Source organism: Pseudarthrobacter sp. HLT1-7 (assembly GCF_059383435.1).
The window spans coordinates 1-18,149 of record NZ_JBWZCH010000005.1 but is presented as its reverse complement, the minus strand read 5'-3'; the positions used below and the strand labels follow the sequence as shown (position 1 = coordinate 18,149).

Here is an 18,149-nt window from a genome sequence, read left to right as displayed (position 1 = left end):
CAGCGCGCCGGCGTGTGAAGCGCAGCGCGCCGGCGGGCTGCGCCACGTAGAGTTTTCCCAGGAGGCGAAAATGAATACGTACACCACTGTGCCCAGCGGCGAACAGGTGGTCCAGGAACTGCCCTGGCGCTGGAGGGTGCAGGGCAGGATCTTCCTGATCGGCGGCCTGGGCTTTATGTTCGACGCCTGGGACGTGACGCTCAACGGCATCCTCATTCCGCTGCTGTCCAGGCACTGGTCCCTGACCCCGGGCGAGGCCGCGTGGATCGGCGCCTCGAACCTGATCGGCATGGCCCTCGGCGCCTTCATCTGGGGCACCATCGCAGACACGATCGGGCGCAAGAAGGCGTTCACCGCGACCCTGCTGATATTCTCCGTCTTCACCGTCCTGGGTGCCTTCTCCCCTGATTTCCTCTGGTTCTGCGCCTTCCGGTTTATGGCCGGCGTCGGCCTGGGCGGCTGCATCCCGGTGGACTATGCGCTGGTGGGCGAGTTCACGCCCCGCAAGCAGCGCGGCAGGGTCCTCACCGCGATGGACGGCTGGTGGCCCATCGGCGCGGCGCTGTGCGGCTTCGTCTCCGCCGGACTCATCGCACTCTACGGGGACTGGCGCCTGACCATGCTGGTGATGGTGCTCCCCGCACTGTTAGTGTTCTGGGTCCGCCGCAGCGTCCCCGAATCCCCGCTCTTCCTGATCCGCAAGGGCCGCCACGAGGAAGCCGCCCGGGTGATCGATGACCTGGTCCAGGCCACCGGCGCCGAACCACGGGTCTACAGCCTGCCCCAGCCGCAGGACGCTCCCCGGCTCTCCGCCGGCAGCGCCTGGACCCAGCTCCGCGCCCTGTGGCAGTTCAGCTGGAAGATCACGACGGCGGCCTGGTCCCTCTTCTTCAGCATCCTGCTGGTCTACTACCTGTCCCTGACCTGGATGCCGCGGATCCTGATCGGCGCGGGTTTCGAGGAGTACAAGGCTTTCCTCACCACCGCCTCGATGGCCGCCGTCGGGCTCCTCGGTGTGGTGGTGGCCGCGCTGCTGGTGGAGCGGGTGGGCCGGAAGTGGATCCTGGCTGTCACCGGCCCGCTGTCCGCGCTGACCCTGGTGGTCGTGGCGATCGTGGTGGACATCCCCACCGCGGCCGTGTTCTGGCTGCTGGCCTTCGGCTTCGTGGTGCAGGTGGCCATCCCCGTGCTCTACGCCTATGTCTCCGAGCTCTACCCGACCGAGCTGCGCGGCTCGGGCTTCGGCTGGGCGTCGACGTTTTCCCGGCTCGGTGCCGGCTTCGGACCGCTCATCTTTGCCGCAATCCTGTGGCCAGCTCTGGGGCTGGCGACCTCGTTCGCCCTCGCCGGCGGCCTCGTGCTGATCTCAGTGCTGTGGATGGTGTTTTTCTCCCCCGAAACCAAGCAGCGCCGCCTCGAGTAGCGCGCTGCGCCCCTCCCCGCCCCACCTCCTCCCCGGCGGATGCGCTATCACTTTTGGTGCTTCTGAGCCTCTGGGAAGCACCATAAGTGATAGCTCAACGGGGTGTTTCGGGCTACTCGGGTGTGTGCTGCCCGGCGGCGAGCGAAGCCAGCGTGGACACCAGCAGCCGGCGCTCCACCACTTTGATACGTTCGTGCAGCGATTCCTCGTTCTCACCGGCCCCGATTGACACGGCCTCCTGCTCGATGATGGGGCCCGTGTCCACTCCGGCGTCGGCCCAGTGCACTGTGCAGCCGGTGACCTTCACGCCGTAGGCCAGGGCGTCGCGCACCCCGTGGGCGCCGGGGAAGGCCGGTAACAGCGCCGGATGCGTGTTGAGGTATTTACCGCCAAAGACCGCGATGAAGTCTGCGCTGACGATCCGCATGAATCCGGAAGAAACCACCACGTCGGGCTGGTACGCGGCCACGGCCTCGGTCAGTGCGGTGTTCCACGCCGCCCGGTCAGGGTAGGCCATGAAGTCCGCCACGAAGGTCGGGATTCCGGCGGCTGCGGAGCGCTCCACCCCATACGTCCCCGGCCGGTCCGCGCCAACGGCGGCGATCTCGACGTCGAGCCTGCCCTCTTTCACGGCGTCGATGACAGCCTGGAGGTTGGAACCGGTACCGGAGACGAGGACGACGATGCGCATGGTCCCACCTTATGGGGCCGCTCGCGTAGGCTGGAAAACATGAATCCACCGAACGACGCCGGCGGCAGCCCGGGCGGCCAGCCGCAAGCCCAGCACCCGCTCAGCGACGCGGCCAAGGCCTCGCAGGCCAAGACCCACACGCTGTTCCGCAGCTTCATCGTGGCGGTGCTGGGATCGTTCTTCGTCTACCAGCTGGACCTGAACTACCTGTGGCTGAGTGCGCTCCTGACGGTGATCGCCATTGTGCTGGGCGTCATGGTGCTTGTCCGGTTCGCCAAACTCAAGGAATCAAAGTTCGTGCTGTTCGGGACGATTTCCGGGTTGGTGGTCGTGGCCGTGCAGGTGCTGCTGCTCTTCACCTCGGCGCTGTTCTTCAACCAGGTCCGGGATTACCAGGAGTGCAGCCGCCAGTCCCTCACCCAGCAGGCCGCCGCTAAATGCCAGACCCAGCTGGAAAAGTCCCTGCCGCAGTTCCGCTAATCGCGCAGGTCCGCCAGGCAGCGTGCCGCGTCACGAGGACGCCGGCTCCAGGTCCGCCTCGCGCAGTTTCTGCCGGCGTTCCAGCCAGGGTCCGGCCGTGTAACCGATCACGACGCCGATCCCCACCTCGGCGGCGACAAACAGTGCCGTCCGGAGCGGGTCCGGGCCGATGTCGGTGAGCCGTCCGATGCCGGCGGAGCCGCGGGCGAGCCAGGCCAGCCCGGCGGCCAGCAGCCCGGCGACGGCACCGACCATAACACCCAGGGCGAGGGTGGAGACCGTGGCGGTGAACCAGCGGGCCCGGACCTTGATCGAGAGCCATTCGTCGAAGTGGTTTTCGCCTTCGCGCAGGAACCACCAGCCAGCCAGAGTACCCGCGAGCACCGGCACCACCAGTGCCGCGAAACCGTACTCCAGCGAGCCCGCCGGCACAGCCGCGAACACCGGAATGGACGGCAGCGGCCCGACGGCGGTCCCGAGCGCCCCGGCCTGCGAGCCAATGCCCAGGGCGAAGCCCGAACCGGAGGTCCAGGCGAGCGCGAACACCGCGAGGTTGGGCAAAAAGCCCAGCTGCACGATGGTGAGCACGGCGCCTCCCGCCGCTCCGGCGTCGAGCGCTTCATAGACGGCGATGATCAGGTTCCAGTGCACAAAAAGGGTGGCGGCGAGCAGCACGGCGGACATAGCCAGGCTCGCCATCAGCGCCACGAAGCCGGCCTTGACCGCGGAGCCGAGGTAGGACCCGGCCCAGCGCGAGTGCTGGCTGGTGCGCGCGAGCCACGCGACGGCGTCGACGCCGATCAGACGGCTCCAGGACCCTGCCTCGCGGCGGGCGCCGATCACCATGCCGAGCGCGAAGGGCACCAGCGGGATGAGGGCGGCGGACCAGAGGCCGATGCCGACGTCGTCCGTGCGGCAGATGAAACCCGTACTCAGGCCGAATCCGGCGTATACGAGCCAGGAGCCGAGCAGTGCCTGCCAGAGCTGGTCAGTGTAGGACGCGCGGGCCAGCCGGCGGCCGGCGCGCCATGCGAGCAGGAACGGGATGAGGCTCAGGCCGAGTGGAATCAACGAGAGTGTGCCCGGCTCACGCTGGGACGCGGAGCCGGCGACGGCGGTGTCCAACAGTAGCGGAACGCCGTGGATCAGCAGCCAGGCCTGGCCGGCGAGGCGGGCGAGGACGTCGGCGCCGCTGTTCCGGAAGCCGGCCGTGGCCCATACCGCGATGATCGGGGCGGCCACAATCAGGGCGGAGATGACGGCGGCCTGCGCGGATTCGAGGGCCCCCTGCAGCCACAAGGGCATCGGAAGTCCACGGTCTCCGGTCTGATCAGCGCGCAGTTTCATCGTGTTCCATGGTGCCACGTACGGCGGTTCCTGCCCGTTCCGACAGGCTCAACCAGGGGATTTCGCCGGCATCCCGCCCTTTTCCGGGACTACCAGTCCGGAATTCAGGGCCACTCCCCGCCGGAGCTTTTTTCGGACGTCCGCCGTAAAATGGGAGTGTCCGCAATCAGTGGTTGGAGGCAAAAAAATGACTACCGCATCTCCACATGCACATGGCATTCACTTCGGACGAACAGATGTTCAGAATGTCGGCATGGGTGTAGGTATTGTCCTTGTTGTCGTGGGCATCCTGGGGTTCATCCCGGGCATCACGACGCAATACAGCTCGTTGGCGTTCCTCGGACCTGGTTCCACAGCCCTGTTCCTGGGCCTGTTCCAGGTGTCGATGTTGCTGAACATCGTTCAGCTCGCCATTGGAGCCGCAGGCTGGACCATGTCCCGGAACGCTATGGGTGCCCGGAATTTCCTCATGGGCTTCGGCCTGCTGTACATCGTCCTTAGCGTCTATGGGCTCATCGTCGGTGTGGGGTCGGCGGCCAACTTCCTGTCGCTGAACACCATGGACAACTGGACCTTTATGGTGCTGGGCGTAGCAATGGTTGGCGCCGGCTGGCTGATGTCGAGGCATTTGGCTGACGACGCAAAATAACCCGGTAAGTAACCACCGGGACAAAGGGAGCCGCGAATGAGTAACGTTTCATAGCAATCAGAAAATTCGTACTACCTGCTGGTGCAGTCGCCTCGCGGAAACGCAGCGGCTGCACCAGCTTTCTTTGTGTTTTAGGCCGTTGGGGTTGCGCCGGGGTGCCTGCTGGCGCCTCGTGGGCGCGGCGCGTGGCGGCAGGTGCCTCCGCCGGCAGGTGCCTCGAACCGCGCCGGAGCGGTCTAAATCCCACCCATTCGCCACAAATGGCCGCTATGAGCCCGCCCTGAACGGCCATCTCCGGCGAATCGCTGTCCGAAACCGTCGTCCCTGAGGCCGATGCGCCTGGTTCGACATAAATCCCGTCCATTCGCCACAAATGGCCGCCATGAACCCCGGCATAGCGGCCATCAACGGCGAATCGCAGCCAAGCACTCCGCAGCCGGCTAAACACCTGTCTGGGCGAACTTACAACGGCGTAAGACCTGGGTCGACGTCGGCCGACGGGCAACGACGGCGGTCGACCGGGGATAACAACGGGACACGGTGTTTCGGAGGTCGCGATGCCCTGCTACTCCTGGATCTGCCGCCCATTCGCCGGAGATGGCCGCCATGAACCCCGTATAGCGGCCATCTCCGGCGAATCGCTGTCCGAAACCGTCGTCCCTGAGGCCGCTCCTCCTGGACTTCTGCCGCCGATTCGCCACAAATGGCCGCTACTCACCGCCGACTAGCGGCCGTTCGCGTCCAATCGCCGGCACCGGTGCCAGCCGCCCTGCGACAATGAGCCTATGACCGCCATCATCCTGGGCTGGAACCCGGACCGCTGGAACGAATGGAACTACCCTGCGGTCGTCGGGCAGGTGGCCGAGGCCGGACGCCATGTGGAGCCGTGGAGCGTGGGCCTGCACCGCACCATCCCCGCCGGCGCGGATGCCTGGCTGCTGCTGCAGGGGGCCCGCGGCCGGGGTCTGATCGGGCACGGCGTCGTGGTGTCGGAGCGCCCGGCGCCCGGCCCGCAATCCGGCGAGCCGGGGAAGATCGCGCTGTACGTTCAGGTGGACTTCGACGCTGTCCTCCCTCTCGGCGAGCAGATCGCCGTCGACGTTCTCGCGGGGGCTGTGCCAGCCGTCCCATGGGGCAGAGTTGGCGGCTCCGGGCTGGCCGTCGAACCCGCCGAAGAGGCGAACATCCGCGCCCTGTGGGGTCGTTTCGGGCCTCCCCCGGGCCCCGACCCCACGCAGCCCGTTCCCGGCACCTACCCGGAAGACGCCATCACCCGGGTCGAAGTGAACCGGTACGAGCGGAGCCCGGAAGCCCGGCGGGCCTGCATCGCGCACCACGGCACCAGCTGCGCCGCCTGCGGGTTCTCTTTCGAGGTCACCTATGGCGGGATCGGCAAGGACTTCACCCACATCCACCACCTCGTGCCCGTCCCCCGGCTCGGCAGCGGCTACGAGTTGGATCCCATCACGGACCTGGTGCCGCTCTGCGCCAACTGCCACGCCATGGCCCACCAGGGCGTGGACACACCCCGGACAGTCGCCGAACTGCGGCGGACTATTGCCGGGGCCGGATTCCTGGCCGGAGCTACGGTGTCCCCCGGTGAACTTGAAGCCGAACGGGTGGCCCGGCGGATGCTGGACCAGCAGTAGCCCCGCCCCCGGCGGGCCCGGCGGGCCCGCCGGGGCGAATCGCTGGACTTACCGGAGGGGAGCACATCAGACTGACTACAACAGCTGGCTTCGCGGCCCCGCATTTCCGTGTTCGAGTCCAGCCGGGTTCTATCTGCGGCACAGTCGGGGGCCTTGCCGCAACGCCTTTTCCAACATCGTGAAAGGACCTGGTTATGCCGGACTTGTCAGCCTTCCTCCCGCTTTTTGCCACGCTCATTGGGGCGGTAGTCGTCGTCGGCGTCCTGTGGCTGGCCACCAAGCTGATGTGGAAAGTGGCTGAACCCAATGAGGCCCTCATCATTTCCGGCCTGACACGGGGCACACTGAACACCCGGGAAGGCATGGACTTCAAGATCGTCACCGGCAAAGGCGCGCTCGTGTTTCCCGGGCTGCAAACCGTCAGGACACTCTCCCTGACCCTCAATGAAACTGAACTCAAGGTGTCGTGCGTGACGTCGCAGGGCATCCAGGTGATTGTGGAAGGTGTTGTCATCTACAAGATCGGGGACGCCCCGCCCTTCATCGCCAACGCGGCGCGGCGCTTCCTGGGCCAGCAGCCGAAAATGGAAAGCCAGGTCTACAACGTTTTCGAGGGGCATCTGCGCTCGATCATCGGCAGCATGACCATGGAGGAAATCATCCGCGAGCGCGACAAGCTCGGTTCACAGGTCCGCAGCGCCAGCGGGGTTGAAATGGAAAAGCTCGGCCTGGTGGTCGATTCGCTCCAGATCAAGGACCTGCAGGACCCCACCGGCTACATCGAGAACATCGCCAAACCACATATCGCCCAGGTCAAAATGGAAGCACGGATCGCCGAGGCCACCAGGAACCGTGAGGCCGCGGAAAAGGAAGCGGAAGCGGAGGCGCTGATTGCGGACGCCCAGAGCATCTCAGCGATCCGGCAATCCGTGGCCCAGGCAAACGCCGAACGGGCCAAGGCAGAAGCCGCCCAGGCGGGGCCCCTCGCCGACGCGACAGCCCGCCAGCAGGTGGTGGTCCAGGAAACTGAAGTGGCCAAGCTCGAGGCGGACCGTGAGGAACAGAAACTGCAGACCAGCGTCCGGAAGCCGGCGGATGCCAAAGCCTATGCCAAGCGCACCGACGCCGAAGGCCAGAAGGCCGCCGACATCAGCGCAGCCGAAGCGCTGGCCCGGCGCACCGAACTCGAAGCACAGGTCAACGCCCGGCGGACGGAGCTGCAGGCCCAGGCCAACGCCACGGCGGCGGCCGCCGCGGCCGGAGCCACCCGGGTGACCGGCGAAGCGGAGGCGGCGGCCACGAAGGCCCGCGGTGATGCGGCCGCCTCCGCCATCAAGGCCAAGGCCCTGGCCGAGGCGGACGGCATCAAGGCACGCGCCGAAGCCCTGGGAACCAATCAGGAGGCCGTCATTTCCCAGCAGTTGGCGGAAAACATGCCAGCCATCATCGCGGCAGCAGCGGAACCCTTCGCCCACGTTGGACAGCTGACGGTCCTCAACGGCGGCGAGGGCATCAACCGGATGGTCGGCGGGATCCTGGCGCAGGTGGGCGACTACCTTCCGGCACTCAGATCCGCTCTCAGGAACGGCCGGGCGGATCCCAAGCGTCCCCCGAAAGCTCCGGATGCATGATGCACAGGGACGTTGACCGGAGTCTCACCGGCAGGATCGGACGGGTTACCGGACGTATCGGGCCGGGCACCATCGGCGAAGTCATGATGGCTTTCCGAGGCGGAACCAGCGCGTTCCACGCCCACCCGTTCGACAAGACCAGTGCCTTCGCCGTGGGCGAGGAGGTCCTGGTCATCTACTACGAGCCGCCGCAAACCGTTTACGTTGACGAACTGCCGGATGTCCTGAGGAAAGACACCCGCGGTTAGAAGCGCCACACCGAGTACGGCACGCTCGGCAGGTTGCCCGCCATCCAGGGCCGTTCCGTGGGCTCCCGCGGATTCCGGCCGCGGCCGTCGCGCAGAACCAGTACCACCGTGCCGATGCTTCCCAGCATCACGACGACGGCCAGGAGAATGAGTACGACGACGATAGATCCGGACACTTCCCGTACACCCCCTGGCTTCAATTTTACGGCGGATCTGCCGGTCCGCACCCGGTTGTGCGGGCCCACCCATTTGCCGGACTTGGCCGCTTCGCAGGGTGGTTTAGCGGCCATTTCTGACGAATCGACGGCCGCGCCCGGGAGCATCAGGGCTCGCGTGCTGTGCGGGCCCACCCATTTCTCGGAATTGACCGCTTCGCGGATGGATTTAGCGGCCATTTCTGGCGAATCGACGGCCGCGCCCGGGAGCATCAGAGCTCGCGTGTTGTGCGGGCCCACCCATTTGTCGGAATTGGCCGCTTCGCGGATGGATTTAGCGGCCTTTTCTGGCGAATCGACGGCCGCGCCCGGGAGCATCCGGGGCCGCGGTGGGGGTGCGGGTGCCGACGCGGTGGCCAGAATGCACATGCTCATTTTTCGCGGCCACGAAGGGGCATATGGGGACTATGTCCAGCCCTTGGCATGGCCGAGGGACATGTCCAGCGGCCGGGGTGGCGCCGGCAGGAGCGCGGGACATGTCCAGTGGCCAAGCCTTCATCCCGCCGTGTTAACCCACTCTTCCCTCCCCAGCCACACGCCTAACCCCGTGCCGACAGCCGGCCCCCGCAACGTGGAGGTGTGAGGATCGCAATTGTGGCCGAATCATTCCTGCCGCTGATGAACGGGGTAACGCACTCAATCCTTCGTGTCCTGGAGCATCTCCAGGAGCGCGGCGACGAGGTGCTGGTGATCGCGCCTTCCACCCAGGACAACGAGGCCCCGAGCGTGGTCTACGGCGCGTACGTCCACCGGCTTCCCTCGGTTCCGCTGGCCGGCTACACGAATGTGCGAGTGGCGATGGGCGGTGTCTATCGGGTCAAGCGAATCCTTGCCGACTACGCACCGGACGTTGTCCACTTGGCGTCGCCGTTCGTGCTCGGCTGGCGGGCGGCCCAGGCCGCGCACCAGCTGGGGATCCCCACCGTCGCCATTTACCAGACCGAGGTCCCCGGCTATGCCGGCCGCTACGGGGTCCCGTTCCTGGAGAACTGGGCCTGGAACCGGGTGGAGAACATCCACCTTCTCGCATCCCGTACCCTGGTGCCCTCCAGTTTCGCGCTCGACCAGCTCCGCGGCCGCGGCATTCCGCGGGTGGAAATGTGGCGGCGCGGCGTGGACACCCAACGGTTCTGCCCGGCCAAGCGCGACGACGGCTGGCGGGCCGCCGCCGCTCCCGGCGGCGAGCGCATCATCGGCTACGTGGGCCGGCTCGCCGTCGAAAAGCAGGTGCAGGACCTCGCGGTGCTGGCCGATGTTCCCGGAACCCGGCTGGTGATCGTGGGCGACGGACCGCAGCGGCGGGCCCTCGAGTCAGCTCTGCCGGGCGCGCTGTTCACCGGTTTCCTCGGCGGCGGGGAGCTGGCCCGTGCCATCGCTTCCTTTGACCTCTTCGTCCATCCCGGCGAGTTCGAGACTTTCTGCCAGACCATCCAGGAGGCCATGGCGTCCGGCGTGCCGGTGGTGGCCACGGGCCGCGGCGGCCCGCTGGACCTCGTCGAGAACTCCCGCACCGGCTGGCTGTACGAACCGGGCGACCTCGCCGCACTGCGGGCCCGGGTGATGGACCTGATGGGCGACGACGCCAAGCGCCGCGCGTTCGCCGCCGCGGCCCACGCTTCGGTCCAGGGCCGGACCTGGTCAGCGCTGGGCGATGAACTCGTCCTGCACTACCGTGAGGTGGTCTCGGCCAGCACCGCCGGCCCCGAACACTTCACCGCCGGTCTTCGACGCCGCACCGCCGGCCCCGGCCCCGGCCCCGGACACGGCGCCGCCGTCAACCACCGCTGACCGCCCCGCGGGTTTCGGTTTGCCCAACCACCCCCGCTGAAACGCCGGTGCCCCGGCTTGCTACCAGTGGCCCGGTGAGACCCCTATGATTTCCTGAGGGGAGGACTCTCAATGGAATATCAGTGGTCTCACATCCGCACGACGGCAACCGCGTGACGGCGACCCCGCGCCCGGTACCAAGCCCCGAGGCAGCGCTGGAATCCAGTCCCGACGCCCTCCTGGTGGTCGCCGAAGACGGCACCATCCTCCGTGTCAACGCCGCGACGGAACGCATGTTCGGCTACACCCGGGACGATTTGGTGGGTCGCGATCACCGCATCCTCCTGACGGAGGGCTACCACGGCGGCTTCCAGCGCCTGTTTTTCGCGCTCCGCAAAGGGCTCGACGCCGGCGCCGGGGCCACCGGTCCCCCGCCGGTCGAGGCCTACGGCCGGCGCCGCGACGGCACCGAGTTCCATGGCGAACTGACGTACGCCCTGCTCGCCCCGTGCACCGGCGCGCGCCCGGACCCCGGCACCGGCGCGCCTCCGGACCGCAACGCCGACCCCGCCGAACCCACCAGCATGGCCGTCACTGTCCGGGACATTTCGCACCGGCTCGCCGCGGACGCAGGTCTGCGCGAGGCCATGTCCCTGCTGAGCGCCACGCTGGAATCCACCGCCGACGGCATCCTCGTGGTCGGCGCCGAGGGCCAGATCGCGGGCGTCAATAACCAGTTCGTCTCGATGTGGGGGATCCCGCGGGAGCTGCTTGCGACCCAGGACGACGACGCCGTGCTGGGCTTCGTCCTGGACCAGCTCAAGGACCCCACCCAGTTCATCGAAAAAGTCACCGCGCTCTACGCCGATCCCTTGGCGGAAAGCCATGATGTTCTGGACTTCCGCGACGGACGGACCTTTGAACGCTACTCACGCCCGCAGCTGGTCGCGAACAAGGTGGTCGGCCGCGTCTGGAGCTTCCGCGACGTCACGCCCACCCTGATGGCGCAGGACCAGATCACCAAGGCCATGGCAGATCTGGCCGGGCAGGCGGCACAGCTGAAGGCCCTTGCCTTCCAGGACCCGCTGACGGGCCTGTCCAACCGCCAGCTCTTCAACGACCAACTCGCGGCCGCACTGCGCGGACCGTCCGCCACCGCCGTCGACGTCCTGCTCCTGGACCTAGACGATTTCAAGGAAGTCAACGACATCCTTGGCCACCACGCCGGTGACCAGATGCTGATCGAGGTGGGGCGGCGGTTGCGCACCTGCGTCCGCCCGGTCGACGTTGTAGCACGCCTGGGTGGTGACGAATTTGTGGTCCTCCTCGTCGACTCGTTGGATCCCGACGCTGTCGCCGAGCGGATTGTCGCGACCCTGCGGGCGCCGCTCTGGATTGACGGGACCATGCTGCGGCCCAGTCTGAGCCTCGGCCTGGCGTCGATCGGCGACGACGACGGCGCCGGCACCGGCGATGCCAGCGCCTACCACCCCAGCGCCCTCCGCGCCAGCGCCCACCACCCCGACGCCGACCACCACGGCGGCGGCGCCTCCGGGCTGCTGCGCCGGGCCGACGTCGCAATGTATGCCGCGAAAGCCGCCGGCAAAAACAGGTACCTGCGGTTCCTGCCGGAGATGATGAAGTCCCTCGTGCAGCGCACGGAAATGGTGTCCGGTCTGCGGGTGGCCGTGGACAGCGGCCAGATCGAGGTGCACTACCAGCCGATCGTCTCCGCCAAGCTGGGCGTCGTCCGGACGGTCGAGGCCCTGGCCCGCTGGAGGCGCGACGGCCAGATAGTTCCGCCGCTGCAGTTCATTCCGGCCGCCGAGCGCAGCGGGCTGATTGTCGAGATCGGGACCGAGGTGTTACTCAGGGGCTGCACCGAGCTGAAGCCCTGGCTCGCCGAAGACGCCACCCGCTCCCTCGCCGTGAACGTCTCCGGAGTGCAGTTGCAGCACGGTGATTTTGTCGAGCTGGTGCTCGCGGTGACGGCGTCCAGCGGCGTTGCTCCGCGGCAGCTGGTGCTGGAAGTCACCGAGAGTGTCTTTTTCGACGACGACTGCCACGTGATCCAGCAGCTCACCGCCCTCCGAAGCGCCGGGGCGCGGGTGGCCCTCGACGATTTCGGCACCGGCTACTCCTCGCTGGGCAGGCTTCAGGACCTGCCCGTGGACACCCTGAAGATCGACCAGTCCTTCGTCTCCATGATCCAAACGGGTAAGGAGAAGCTGCCCATCCTGCGCGCCATGATCGGCATGGCCCACGGGCTCGGCCTGAATGCCACCGCGGAGGGTGTGGAGACGGCAGCACAGGCCGAGTACCTGATGAACCTGGGCTGCGATTCCCTGCAGGGCTTCCTGTTCTCCGGCCCCGAGCCGGGGTCCGCGTTGGAGCCCGCTATCGCCCGGTCAGCCCAGGCATTTGCCGCGCTGTGGGGCGGCCGGGTCGCCGGAATCCGGTGACCCGGCCGCACGCCGCAAAAAAACCGCCATGAACTGGTCGCCGAGGTGCTGGACAAGGGGCCCGGGAACCCTATGATTCAGGGGAACGTATTGCCCGCGGCGCCGCCGCCGGGTCTGTTTGCATCCGTCGCTTTGGGGGCCGGTATCGCCGTGGGACCTGGGATTGAAGAGAGCCTGCTGGAACAGGGTCCCGATGCTTTTTTGCTGCTGACCATGGACGGAACCATCGCACTGGTGAACTCGGCGGCGGAGTGCCTTTTCGGCTACCCGCGCGATCAGCTCGTGGGTAGCCAGCACAACATCCTGCTCTCCGAGGACGAACGCGGCGGATTCCTCCGCGTCCTCGGCAGGCTGGGCCGGGGAAGCATAGCCGGAAAGCGCCCGTTTGCGGCGGCAGGGCGCCGCAGTGACGGCACCGAACTGGCCCTGGAGATCACCTGCTCGCTCGTAACGTTCGACGGCGGCACCGCCGTGGCGGCCGCCGTCCGCGATGGCAGCCACCGCAACGACGCCGATTCCGGCCGGCGCCTGGCCGTCTCTTTGCTGGACGCCACCCTGGAAACCACCGCCGACGCTATTCTTGTGGTCTCCAGCGAAGGGCAGATCACCGGCATCAACGATCAGTACCTCAAACTCTGGGGCATGCCGCCGGAGCTCATCGCGGCCGAAGACCCGCTGGCTCTGATCAGCTTCATCACGGGACAGCTGGTCGATCCAGCGTACTTCCTGGCCAAGATGACCGCCCTGCACGCGGACCGGGTGATGCACAGCCATGACGTGCTGGAGTTCAAGGACGGCCGCACCGTGGAACTCTACTCACGCCCGCAGAAGGTAGCGGACACGATCGTGGGAAGGATCTGGAATTTCCGCGACATCACCTCCCACCGCAGTGCCCAGAACCAGGCACGCCGGGCCATGGAGGAACTCGCCGAACAGGCCGACAAGCTCAAGGAACTTGCCTTCCAGGACCCGCTGACGGGCCTGGCCAACCGGATGCTCTTAAACGAACGCGCCGCCGCCGCGCTGCTCAAGCCAGGACCCGTGCACATGCTGTTGCTGGACCTTGACGATTTCAAGGAAGTCAACGACGTTCTCGGCCACCATGCCGGGGACGAGATGCTGGTGGAAATTTCCCGGCGGCTGTTGAACTGCGTGGGACCCCACGGCACCGTCGCACGGCTGGGCGGCGATGAATTTGTAGTCCTGCTGGTCGGCTGCCGGGACGCCGACTCCGTCGCGCAGCGCATCGTCGCGACCCTGAATGCTCCGGTCTCCATCGAGGGCACCCTGATGCGCCCGGGCCTGAGCCTGGGGGTGGCCTCGCGGGATGCGGGGACCCTGACGTCCTCGGAGCTGCTGCGGCAGGCGGACCTGGCCATGTACGCGGCCAAGGAAGCCGGAAAGAACTGCTACGTCCGCTTCCGGCCGGAAATGCTCGCCGCACTGCTGGAACGCACCCAGATCACCGCGGGGCTGCGCCGCGCCGTCGAGCTCGGCCAGATTGTGGTCCACTACCAGCCTGTCGTCTCCACCAAACTGCTGGAGGTTGTGCAGTTTGAAGCCCTGGCCCGCTGGGATTGGGACGGCCAGCTGATGGCCCCGGACGCTTTCATCGAGACCGCCGAGCGCAGCGGCCTGATCCGCGACATCGGGGCCGAAGTGCTGCGGCGAAGCTGCACCGAGCTGTCACCGTGGCTCGCGGCGGATCCCTGCCGGACCCTGGCCGTGAACGTCTCTGGCGTGCAGTTGCAGCACGCAGACTTCGCGGACCGTGTCCTGGCTATCGCGGCCCGGTGCAGCGTCGATCCGCACCAGCTGATCCTGGAGGTGACAGAAAGCGTGTTCTTCGATGCCCACTCCCAGGTCATCCAGCAGTTAGAGGGTCTGCGCAACGCCGGGATCCAGGTGGCTCTGGACGACTTCGGCACGGGCTATTCCTCGCTGGGCCGGCTGCAGGAACTCCCGGTGGACATCGTCAAGATCGACAAGTCATTCGTCTCCATGCTGCGCACCGGCGCGGAGAAGCTGCCCATCCTGACGTCGATGATCCACATGGCCCGGAGCCTGGGGCTGAAGGTCACAGCCGAGGGCATCGAGACGCCAGCCCAGGCCCGGTACCTGATGGACCACGGCTGCGATGCCCTGCAGGGCTTTATGTTCTCCCGTCCGGAGCCCGAACCCCGGCGGGAACTCGCCATCCGCCAGTCCGTGGCGGCCATCGCAGCGCTCGAGGGCGTCCCGCTGCCGGGGTGACCGCGCTGAAACATTCCGGCGCCGCATGATGCGCATCACGCTGCAGCGGGCTGCACCGCCTATAGTTTATGAAGCGCAGCCCCTCTTGTTCTCCGCAAGGTGCCTGCAATCCGTATCCGTCGCTTGGGGGGCAGGCAAAACATCATGGACCCAGGGTTCGCACAACTACTGCTGGAGCACAGCCCGGACGCACTGCTGGTCCTCGATCCGGACGGATCCATTTCCTTCCTGAACATCGCCGCGGAGCGGCTCTTCGGCTACTCCCGCGCCCAGCTCATCGGTGCCGACCACAGCCTGCTGCTGGCCGAGGCGTCGCGTGAGGATTTCCATCGGGTCCTGACCGGTGTGGGCGCCGAGGCGGCGACCCTCCCCCGGGCCTTCGCCGGCTCCGGCCGCCGCGCCGACGGCTCCGAGGTGCCGGTCGAAATCATCTGCTCGCGGATCCCCGCCCAGGCATCCGCGGGCTCCAATCCCCCGTCCGTCGCGGTGTCGGTTCGCGGCACGGCGAACCGTCCAGTGCCGTCGTCGGGCAGCCGCCCGGGCTACGCCGCCGCAGCAGACGCCGACGCAGACGCCGCTGCAGACGCCGCTGCAGACGCCTCTGCAGCAGGCACCGTCACGCACCGCCGTCGCACTGCTGTCGCTGCCACCGCCGCTCCCGCTCCCGCGGCCTTCGCCGAGCACGACGACGAACTCAAGGCCGGCGTGCTGCGTGATCCGCTCACCGCACTGCCCAACGGGACCCTGTTCAATGAACGCCTCGCCGCCGCCCTGCGCCGGCCGGACCCGGTGGATGTGCTGCTGCTGAATCTGGACGACTTCAAGAGCCTCAATGACATGCTGGGCCGGTCGTCCGCGGATGAACTGCTGGTGGAGGTCGCCAGCCGGCTGCGCAACTGCGTCCGCCCGCATGACACCGTGGCCCGGCTGGGCGGCGACGAATTCGTGGTGCTGCTGACCGAATGCCTCAACGCGGACGCGGTGGCCACCCGGATCGCCGAGTCACTGTACCAGCCGCTGCGGGCCGGCGGCTCCGTGGTCCGGCCCGGCGTGAGCATGGGCCTGGCCTCAAAAACCCCGCAGACTCTGGACGGCGCCGAACTGCTCCGGCAAGCGGACGCGGCAATGAACGCGGCGAAGTCCGGAGGCAAGAGCACCTGGCTGCGGTTCCGGCCGGAAATGCTGACTACGGCGGTGCACAAGGCCGACGGCGAGACCGGGCTCCGGCGCGCCGTGGAGCTGGGACAGATCTCGGTCCACTACCAGCCGGTGGTGTCGCCGGGCCTCGGGTCGGTGGTGCAGTTCGAGGCGTTCGCGCGCTGGGAACGGCACGGCCGGCTGGTCCCGCCCAACCAGTTCCTGCCCGTGGCCGAACAGAGCGGGCTCATCCGCGAAATCGGCGACGAGGTTATGCGCCGCGCCTGCGCCGAGATCCGCCCCTGGCTCGCCGGCGACCCCGCGCACATCGTCGCGGTGAACGTCTCAGGCCTGCAGTTCCAGAACCGTGACTTCGCCACGGACGTGCTCGCCATCGTGGCAGCCACCGGAGTCAGCCCGCGCCAGCTCATGCTGGAGTTGACCGAAAGCGTATTCTTCGACGCCGGGTCCGACGTCCTGAACCAGCTCCGCCAACTGCGGGCGGCCGGCGTGCGGATTGCGATGGACGACTTCGGGACGGGCTACTCCTCGCTGGGGCGGCTCAAAGAGCTGCCGCTGGACAACGTCAAGATCGACCGTTCCTTTGTGTCGATGATCAAGACCGGCCAGGAACGGCTGCCCTTCTTTGCCACCATGATCAACGCCGCGCACAGCCTCGGCCTGTTGGTCACTGCCGAGGGCATCGAAACGCCGGCCCAGGCCAAATACCTGATGGACCGCGGCTGCGACTCGCTACAGGGCTACCTGTTCGCGAAGCCGGCCCCGGCCAGTGAGCTGGCCGGGACCATGGAGAGCGCCCTGACCGCAATCGATAAGGTCGACGCCGCGCGGTAACCGCTGGTGGTACGGCCGGTGCCTCTGGCCGGCGATTTACGGCCGGTGAGCTGCGGCCGGTCACTTAGGCCAGGGGATCGAGCTCGCCGAGATCCGCCGCCCCCACCAGCGCCTCGCTGCGCTCCCACAGCTCCCGTGCGATCTCGGGGTCGTAGGCCTGCTTGTTGGCCTTGGCAAGCGCACGCTTGGCGTAGTACGCCCCGGAAACCCAGTCCTGACCGGGTATCGCCGTGGCAAGCCACACGAGGGTGTCCGCGCCCTGTTCGGGACTGAGCAGGAAGCGGTTCAGGAAGGTCTTATACGCATGCCGCATGGGGCTTGTGGACTCGGAGGCGAAGTTGGTGGCCACCACTCCGGGGTGGAATGCCGCGGTGGTGATGCCTTCCGCCGCGTAGCGGTTATTGAGTTCACTCGTGAAGAGAATGTTGGCCAGCTTGGCGGTGCCGTACGCCCGGTTGGTGGAGTAGCTCTTCGCGGCGTCCAGGTCCTCCAGGTCCAGTCTGCCGAAGCCGTTGGCGGCGCTGGAGGTGTTGATGACGGTGGAGTTGCTGGCGGTGAGCACGTCCATCAGCTCCGTGGTCAGCAGGAACGGGGCCAGGTGGTTGATCTGGAAGGTCTTCTCGTGGCCGTCCGCGGTGAGCTCGCGCTTGCCCATGATCCCACCGGCGTTGTTGGCCAGGACGTCGATCCGCGGGTACTTCTCCTTCAACTGCACTGCGAGCTGGCGCACCTGTGCCAGAACCGCGAAGTCGGCGACGAAGAAGTCCGCACCGATCTCCGCGGCGATCCGCTGGGTCTTCTCCGCGGAACGCCCGACCACCACCACGCGCTCCCCTGCTTTCGCGAAGGTCCGCGCCGCCGAGGCGCCGATGCCGTCGCTGGCGCCGGTGATAACAATGGTCCGCTGCGTCATGAATGTAGTCCTTCGAATGGAGGAGGGTGTCGCTCTTACAACGCCGACATGGCCATTTGTGTTCCGGAGCGTTGCGCTCCGGGGCGCTCAGTTTGGGGGGTTAAATGGCTNGGGGGTTAAATGGCTCAGGCCCCGACTGTCGTTGTCGGGGCCTGAGGTGTAAATAGTGTCCGGCGGTGACCTACTCTCCCACACCCTCCCGGGTGCAGTACCATCGGCGCTGTGGGTCTTAGCTTCCGGGTTCGGGATGGGACCGGGCGTTTCCCCCACGCTGTGACCGCCGTAACCTTTGCTCCCGTACCTTGCCGCGCCTGGGCGCGGGGGTGGGAAATCTGTGGTTACAACATGTGTGGTGTTGTTATTGTGTTGTGGTTTTGTTCCCTGCAACGAGCCGTCCGGGGACGGGTTTGTTGTTCGGGAACCACATAG

General features: G+C 67.1%; 14 protein-coding genes and 1 rRNA gene. 10 read left to right on the top strand and 5 right to left on the bottom strand.

What is annotated here, in order from left to right; translation table 11 throughout:
- The first annotated feature begins 70 nt into the window (after positions 1-70).
- On the top strand, positions 71-1,423 hold the full coding sequence (locus tag AC50X6_RS06260) for an MFS transporter (RefSeq protein WP_494965389.1): 1,353 nt from the start codon (positions 71-73) through the stop codon (positions 1,421-1,423).
- Between the two features lie 112 nt (positions 1,424-1,535).
- On the opposite strand, the gene purN is transcribed toward AC50X6_RS06260, so the two are convergent.
- The gene (gene purN, locus AC50X6_RS06255) at positions 1,536-2,114 is read right to left on the bottom strand and encodes a phosphoribosylglycinamide formyltransferase (RefSeq protein ID WP_494965388.1); all 579 of its coding nucleotides are present in this window, start codon (positions 2,112-2,114) and stop codon (positions 1,536-1,538) included.
- A 39-nt stretch (positions 2,115-2,153) separates the two neighbouring features.
- Between purN and AC50X6_RS06250 the strand changes: the two genes are divergently transcribed.
- Positions 2,154-2,594, top strand: a complete 441-nt coding sequence (locus AC50X6_RS06250; protein WP_494965387.1) for a hypothetical protein — start codon at positions 2,154-2,156, stop codon at positions 2,592-2,594.
- 30 nt (positions 2,595-2,624) lie between these two features.
- Here the strand turns inward: AC50X6_RS06250 and AC50X6_RS06245 are convergent, their stop codons facing one another.
- A complete protein-coding gene (locus AC50X6_RS06245) occupies positions 2,625-3,941 on the bottom strand; it encodes a cell division protein PerM (RefSeq protein ID WP_494965386.1) in 1,317 nt (438 codons plus the stop codon).
- Between the two features lie 187 nt (positions 3,942-4,128).
- Between AC50X6_RS06245 and AC50X6_RS06240 the strand changes: the two genes are divergently transcribed.
- The 4 genes from AC50X6_RS06240 (at position 4,129) to AC50X6_RS06225 (ending at position 8,118) form a co-directional block, all read left to right on the top strand.
- On the top strand, positions 4,129-4,590 hold the full coding sequence (locus AC50X6_RS06240; protein ID WP_494965385.1) for a DUF4383 domain-containing protein: 462 nt from the start codon (positions 4,129-4,131) through the stop codon (positions 4,588-4,590).
- A gap of 785 nt (positions 4,591-5,375) precedes the next feature.
- Positions 5,376-6,239, top strand: coding sequence for an HNH endonuclease (locus AC50X6_RS06235; RefSeq protein WP_494965384.1), 864 nt, complete (start codon positions 5,376-5,378; stop codon positions 6,237-6,239).
- Between the two features lie 194 nt (positions 6,240-6,433).
- Entirely contained in the window at positions 6,434-7,870 is a 1,437-nt protein-coding gene (locus AC50X6_RS06230) for a flotillin family protein (RefSeq protein WP_494965383.1), read from the top strand.
- Positions 7,867-8,118, top strand: a complete 252-nt coding sequence (locus AC50X6_RS06225; protein WP_494965382.1) for an NfeD C-terminal domain-containing protein — start codon at positions 7,867-7,869, stop codon at positions 8,116-8,118. The genes AC50X6_RS06230 and AC50X6_RS06225 overlap by 4 nt, the downstream gene beginning before the upstream one ends.
- On the opposite strand, the gene AC50X6_RS06220 is transcribed toward AC50X6_RS06225, so the two are convergent.
- Positions 8,115-8,708: a hypothetical protein gene (locus AC50X6_RS06220; RefSeq protein ID WP_494965381.1), complete on the bottom strand. Its 594-nt coding sequence runs from the start codon at positions 8,706-8,708 to the stop codon at positions 8,115-8,117. The genes AC50X6_RS06225 and AC50X6_RS06220 overlap by 4 nt on opposite strands.
- 204 nt (positions 8,709-8,912) lie before the next feature.
- On the opposite strand from AC50X6_RS06220, the gene AC50X6_RS06215 reads away from it, so the two are divergent.
- From AC50X6_RS06215 to AC50X6_RS06200, 4 genes are all read left to right on the top strand, one after another.
- Positions 8,913-10,121, top strand: coding sequence for a glycosyltransferase family 4 protein (locus tag AC50X6_RS06215; RefSeq protein WP_494965380.1), 1,209 nt, complete (start codon positions 8,913-8,915; stop codon positions 10,119-10,121).
- 122 nt (positions 10,122-10,243) lie between these two features.
- A complete protein-coding gene (locus AC50X6_RS06210; protein WP_494965379.1) occupies positions 10,244-12,562 on the top strand; it encodes a sensor domain-containing protein in 2,319 nt (772 codons plus the stop codon).
- Between the two features lie 150 nt (positions 12,563-12,712).
- The gene (locus tag AC50X6_RS06205) at positions 12,713-14,815 is read left to right on the top strand and encodes a putative bifunctional diguanylate cyclase/phosphodiesterase (protein WP_494965378.1); all 2,103 of its coding nucleotides are present in this window, start codon (positions 12,713-12,715) and stop codon (positions 14,813-14,815) included.
- Between the two features lie 144 nt (positions 14,816-14,959).
- Positions 14,960-16,807, top strand: coding sequence for a putative bifunctional diguanylate cyclase/phosphodiesterase (locus AC50X6_RS06200; RefSeq protein WP_494965377.1), 1,848 nt, complete (start codon positions 14,960-14,962; stop codon positions 16,805-16,807).
- 64 nt (positions 16,808-16,871) lie between these two features.
- On the opposite strand, the gene AC50X6_RS06195 is transcribed toward AC50X6_RS06200, so the two are convergent.
- On the bottom strand, positions 16,872-17,720 hold the full coding sequence (locus AC50X6_RS06195) for an SDR family NAD(P)-dependent oxidoreductase (RefSeq protein WP_494965376.1): 849 nt from the start codon (positions 17,718-17,720) through the stop codon (positions 16,872-16,874).
- Positions 17,721-17,888: 168 nt separating this feature from the next.
- Positions 17,889-18,005: ribosomal RNA gene (rrf, locus tag AC50X6_RS06190) — 5S ribosomal RNA — on the bottom strand.
- Positions 18,006-18,149: the final 144 nt, after the last annotated feature.

Excerpts from the sequence above, each read along its gene's own strand:
- AC50X6_RS06260 (WP_494965389.1), top strand. The coding sequence starts at position 71 with ATGAATACGTACACCACTGTGCCCAGCGGCGAACAGGTGGTCCAGGAA.
- purN (WP_494965388.1), bottom strand. The coding sequence starts at position 2,114 with ATGCGCATCGTCGTCCTCGTCTCCGGTACCGGTTCCAACCTCCAGGCT.
- AC50X6_RS06250 (WP_494965387.1), top strand. The coding sequence starts at position 2,154 with ATGAATCCACCGAACGACGCCGGCGGCAGCCCGGGCGGCCAGCCGCAA.
- AC50X6_RS06245 (WP_494965386.1), bottom strand. The coding sequence starts at position 3,941 with ATGAAACTGCGCGCTGATCAGACCGGAGACCGTGGACTTCCGATGCCC.
- AC50X6_RS06240 (WP_494965385.1), top strand. The coding sequence starts at position 4,129 with ATGACTACCGCATCTCCACATGCACATGGCATTCACTTCGGACGAACA.
- AC50X6_RS06235 (WP_494965384.1), top strand. The coding sequence starts at position 5,376 with ATGACCGCCATCATCCTGGGCTGGAACCCGGACCGCTGGAACGAATGG.
- AC50X6_RS06230 (WP_494965383.1), top strand. The coding sequence starts at position 6,434 with ATGCCGGACTTGTCAGCCTTCCTCCCGCTTTTTGCCACGCTCATTGGG.
- AC50X6_RS06225 (WP_494965382.1), top strand. The coding sequence starts at position 7,867 with ATGATGCACAGGGACGTTGACCGGAGTCTCACCGGCAGGATCGGACGG.
- AC50X6_RS06220 (WP_494965381.1), bottom strand. The coding sequence starts at position 8,708 with ATGAGCATGTGCATTCTGGCCACCGCGTCGGCACCCGCACCCCCACCG.
- AC50X6_RS06200 (WP_494965377.1), top strand. The coding sequence starts at position 14,960 with ATGGACCCAGGGTTCGCACAACTACTGCTGGAGCACAGCCCGGACGCA.
- AC50X6_RS06195 (WP_494965376.1), bottom strand. The coding sequence starts at position 17,720 with ATGACGCAGCGGACCATTGTTATCACCGGCGCCAGCGACGGCATCGGC.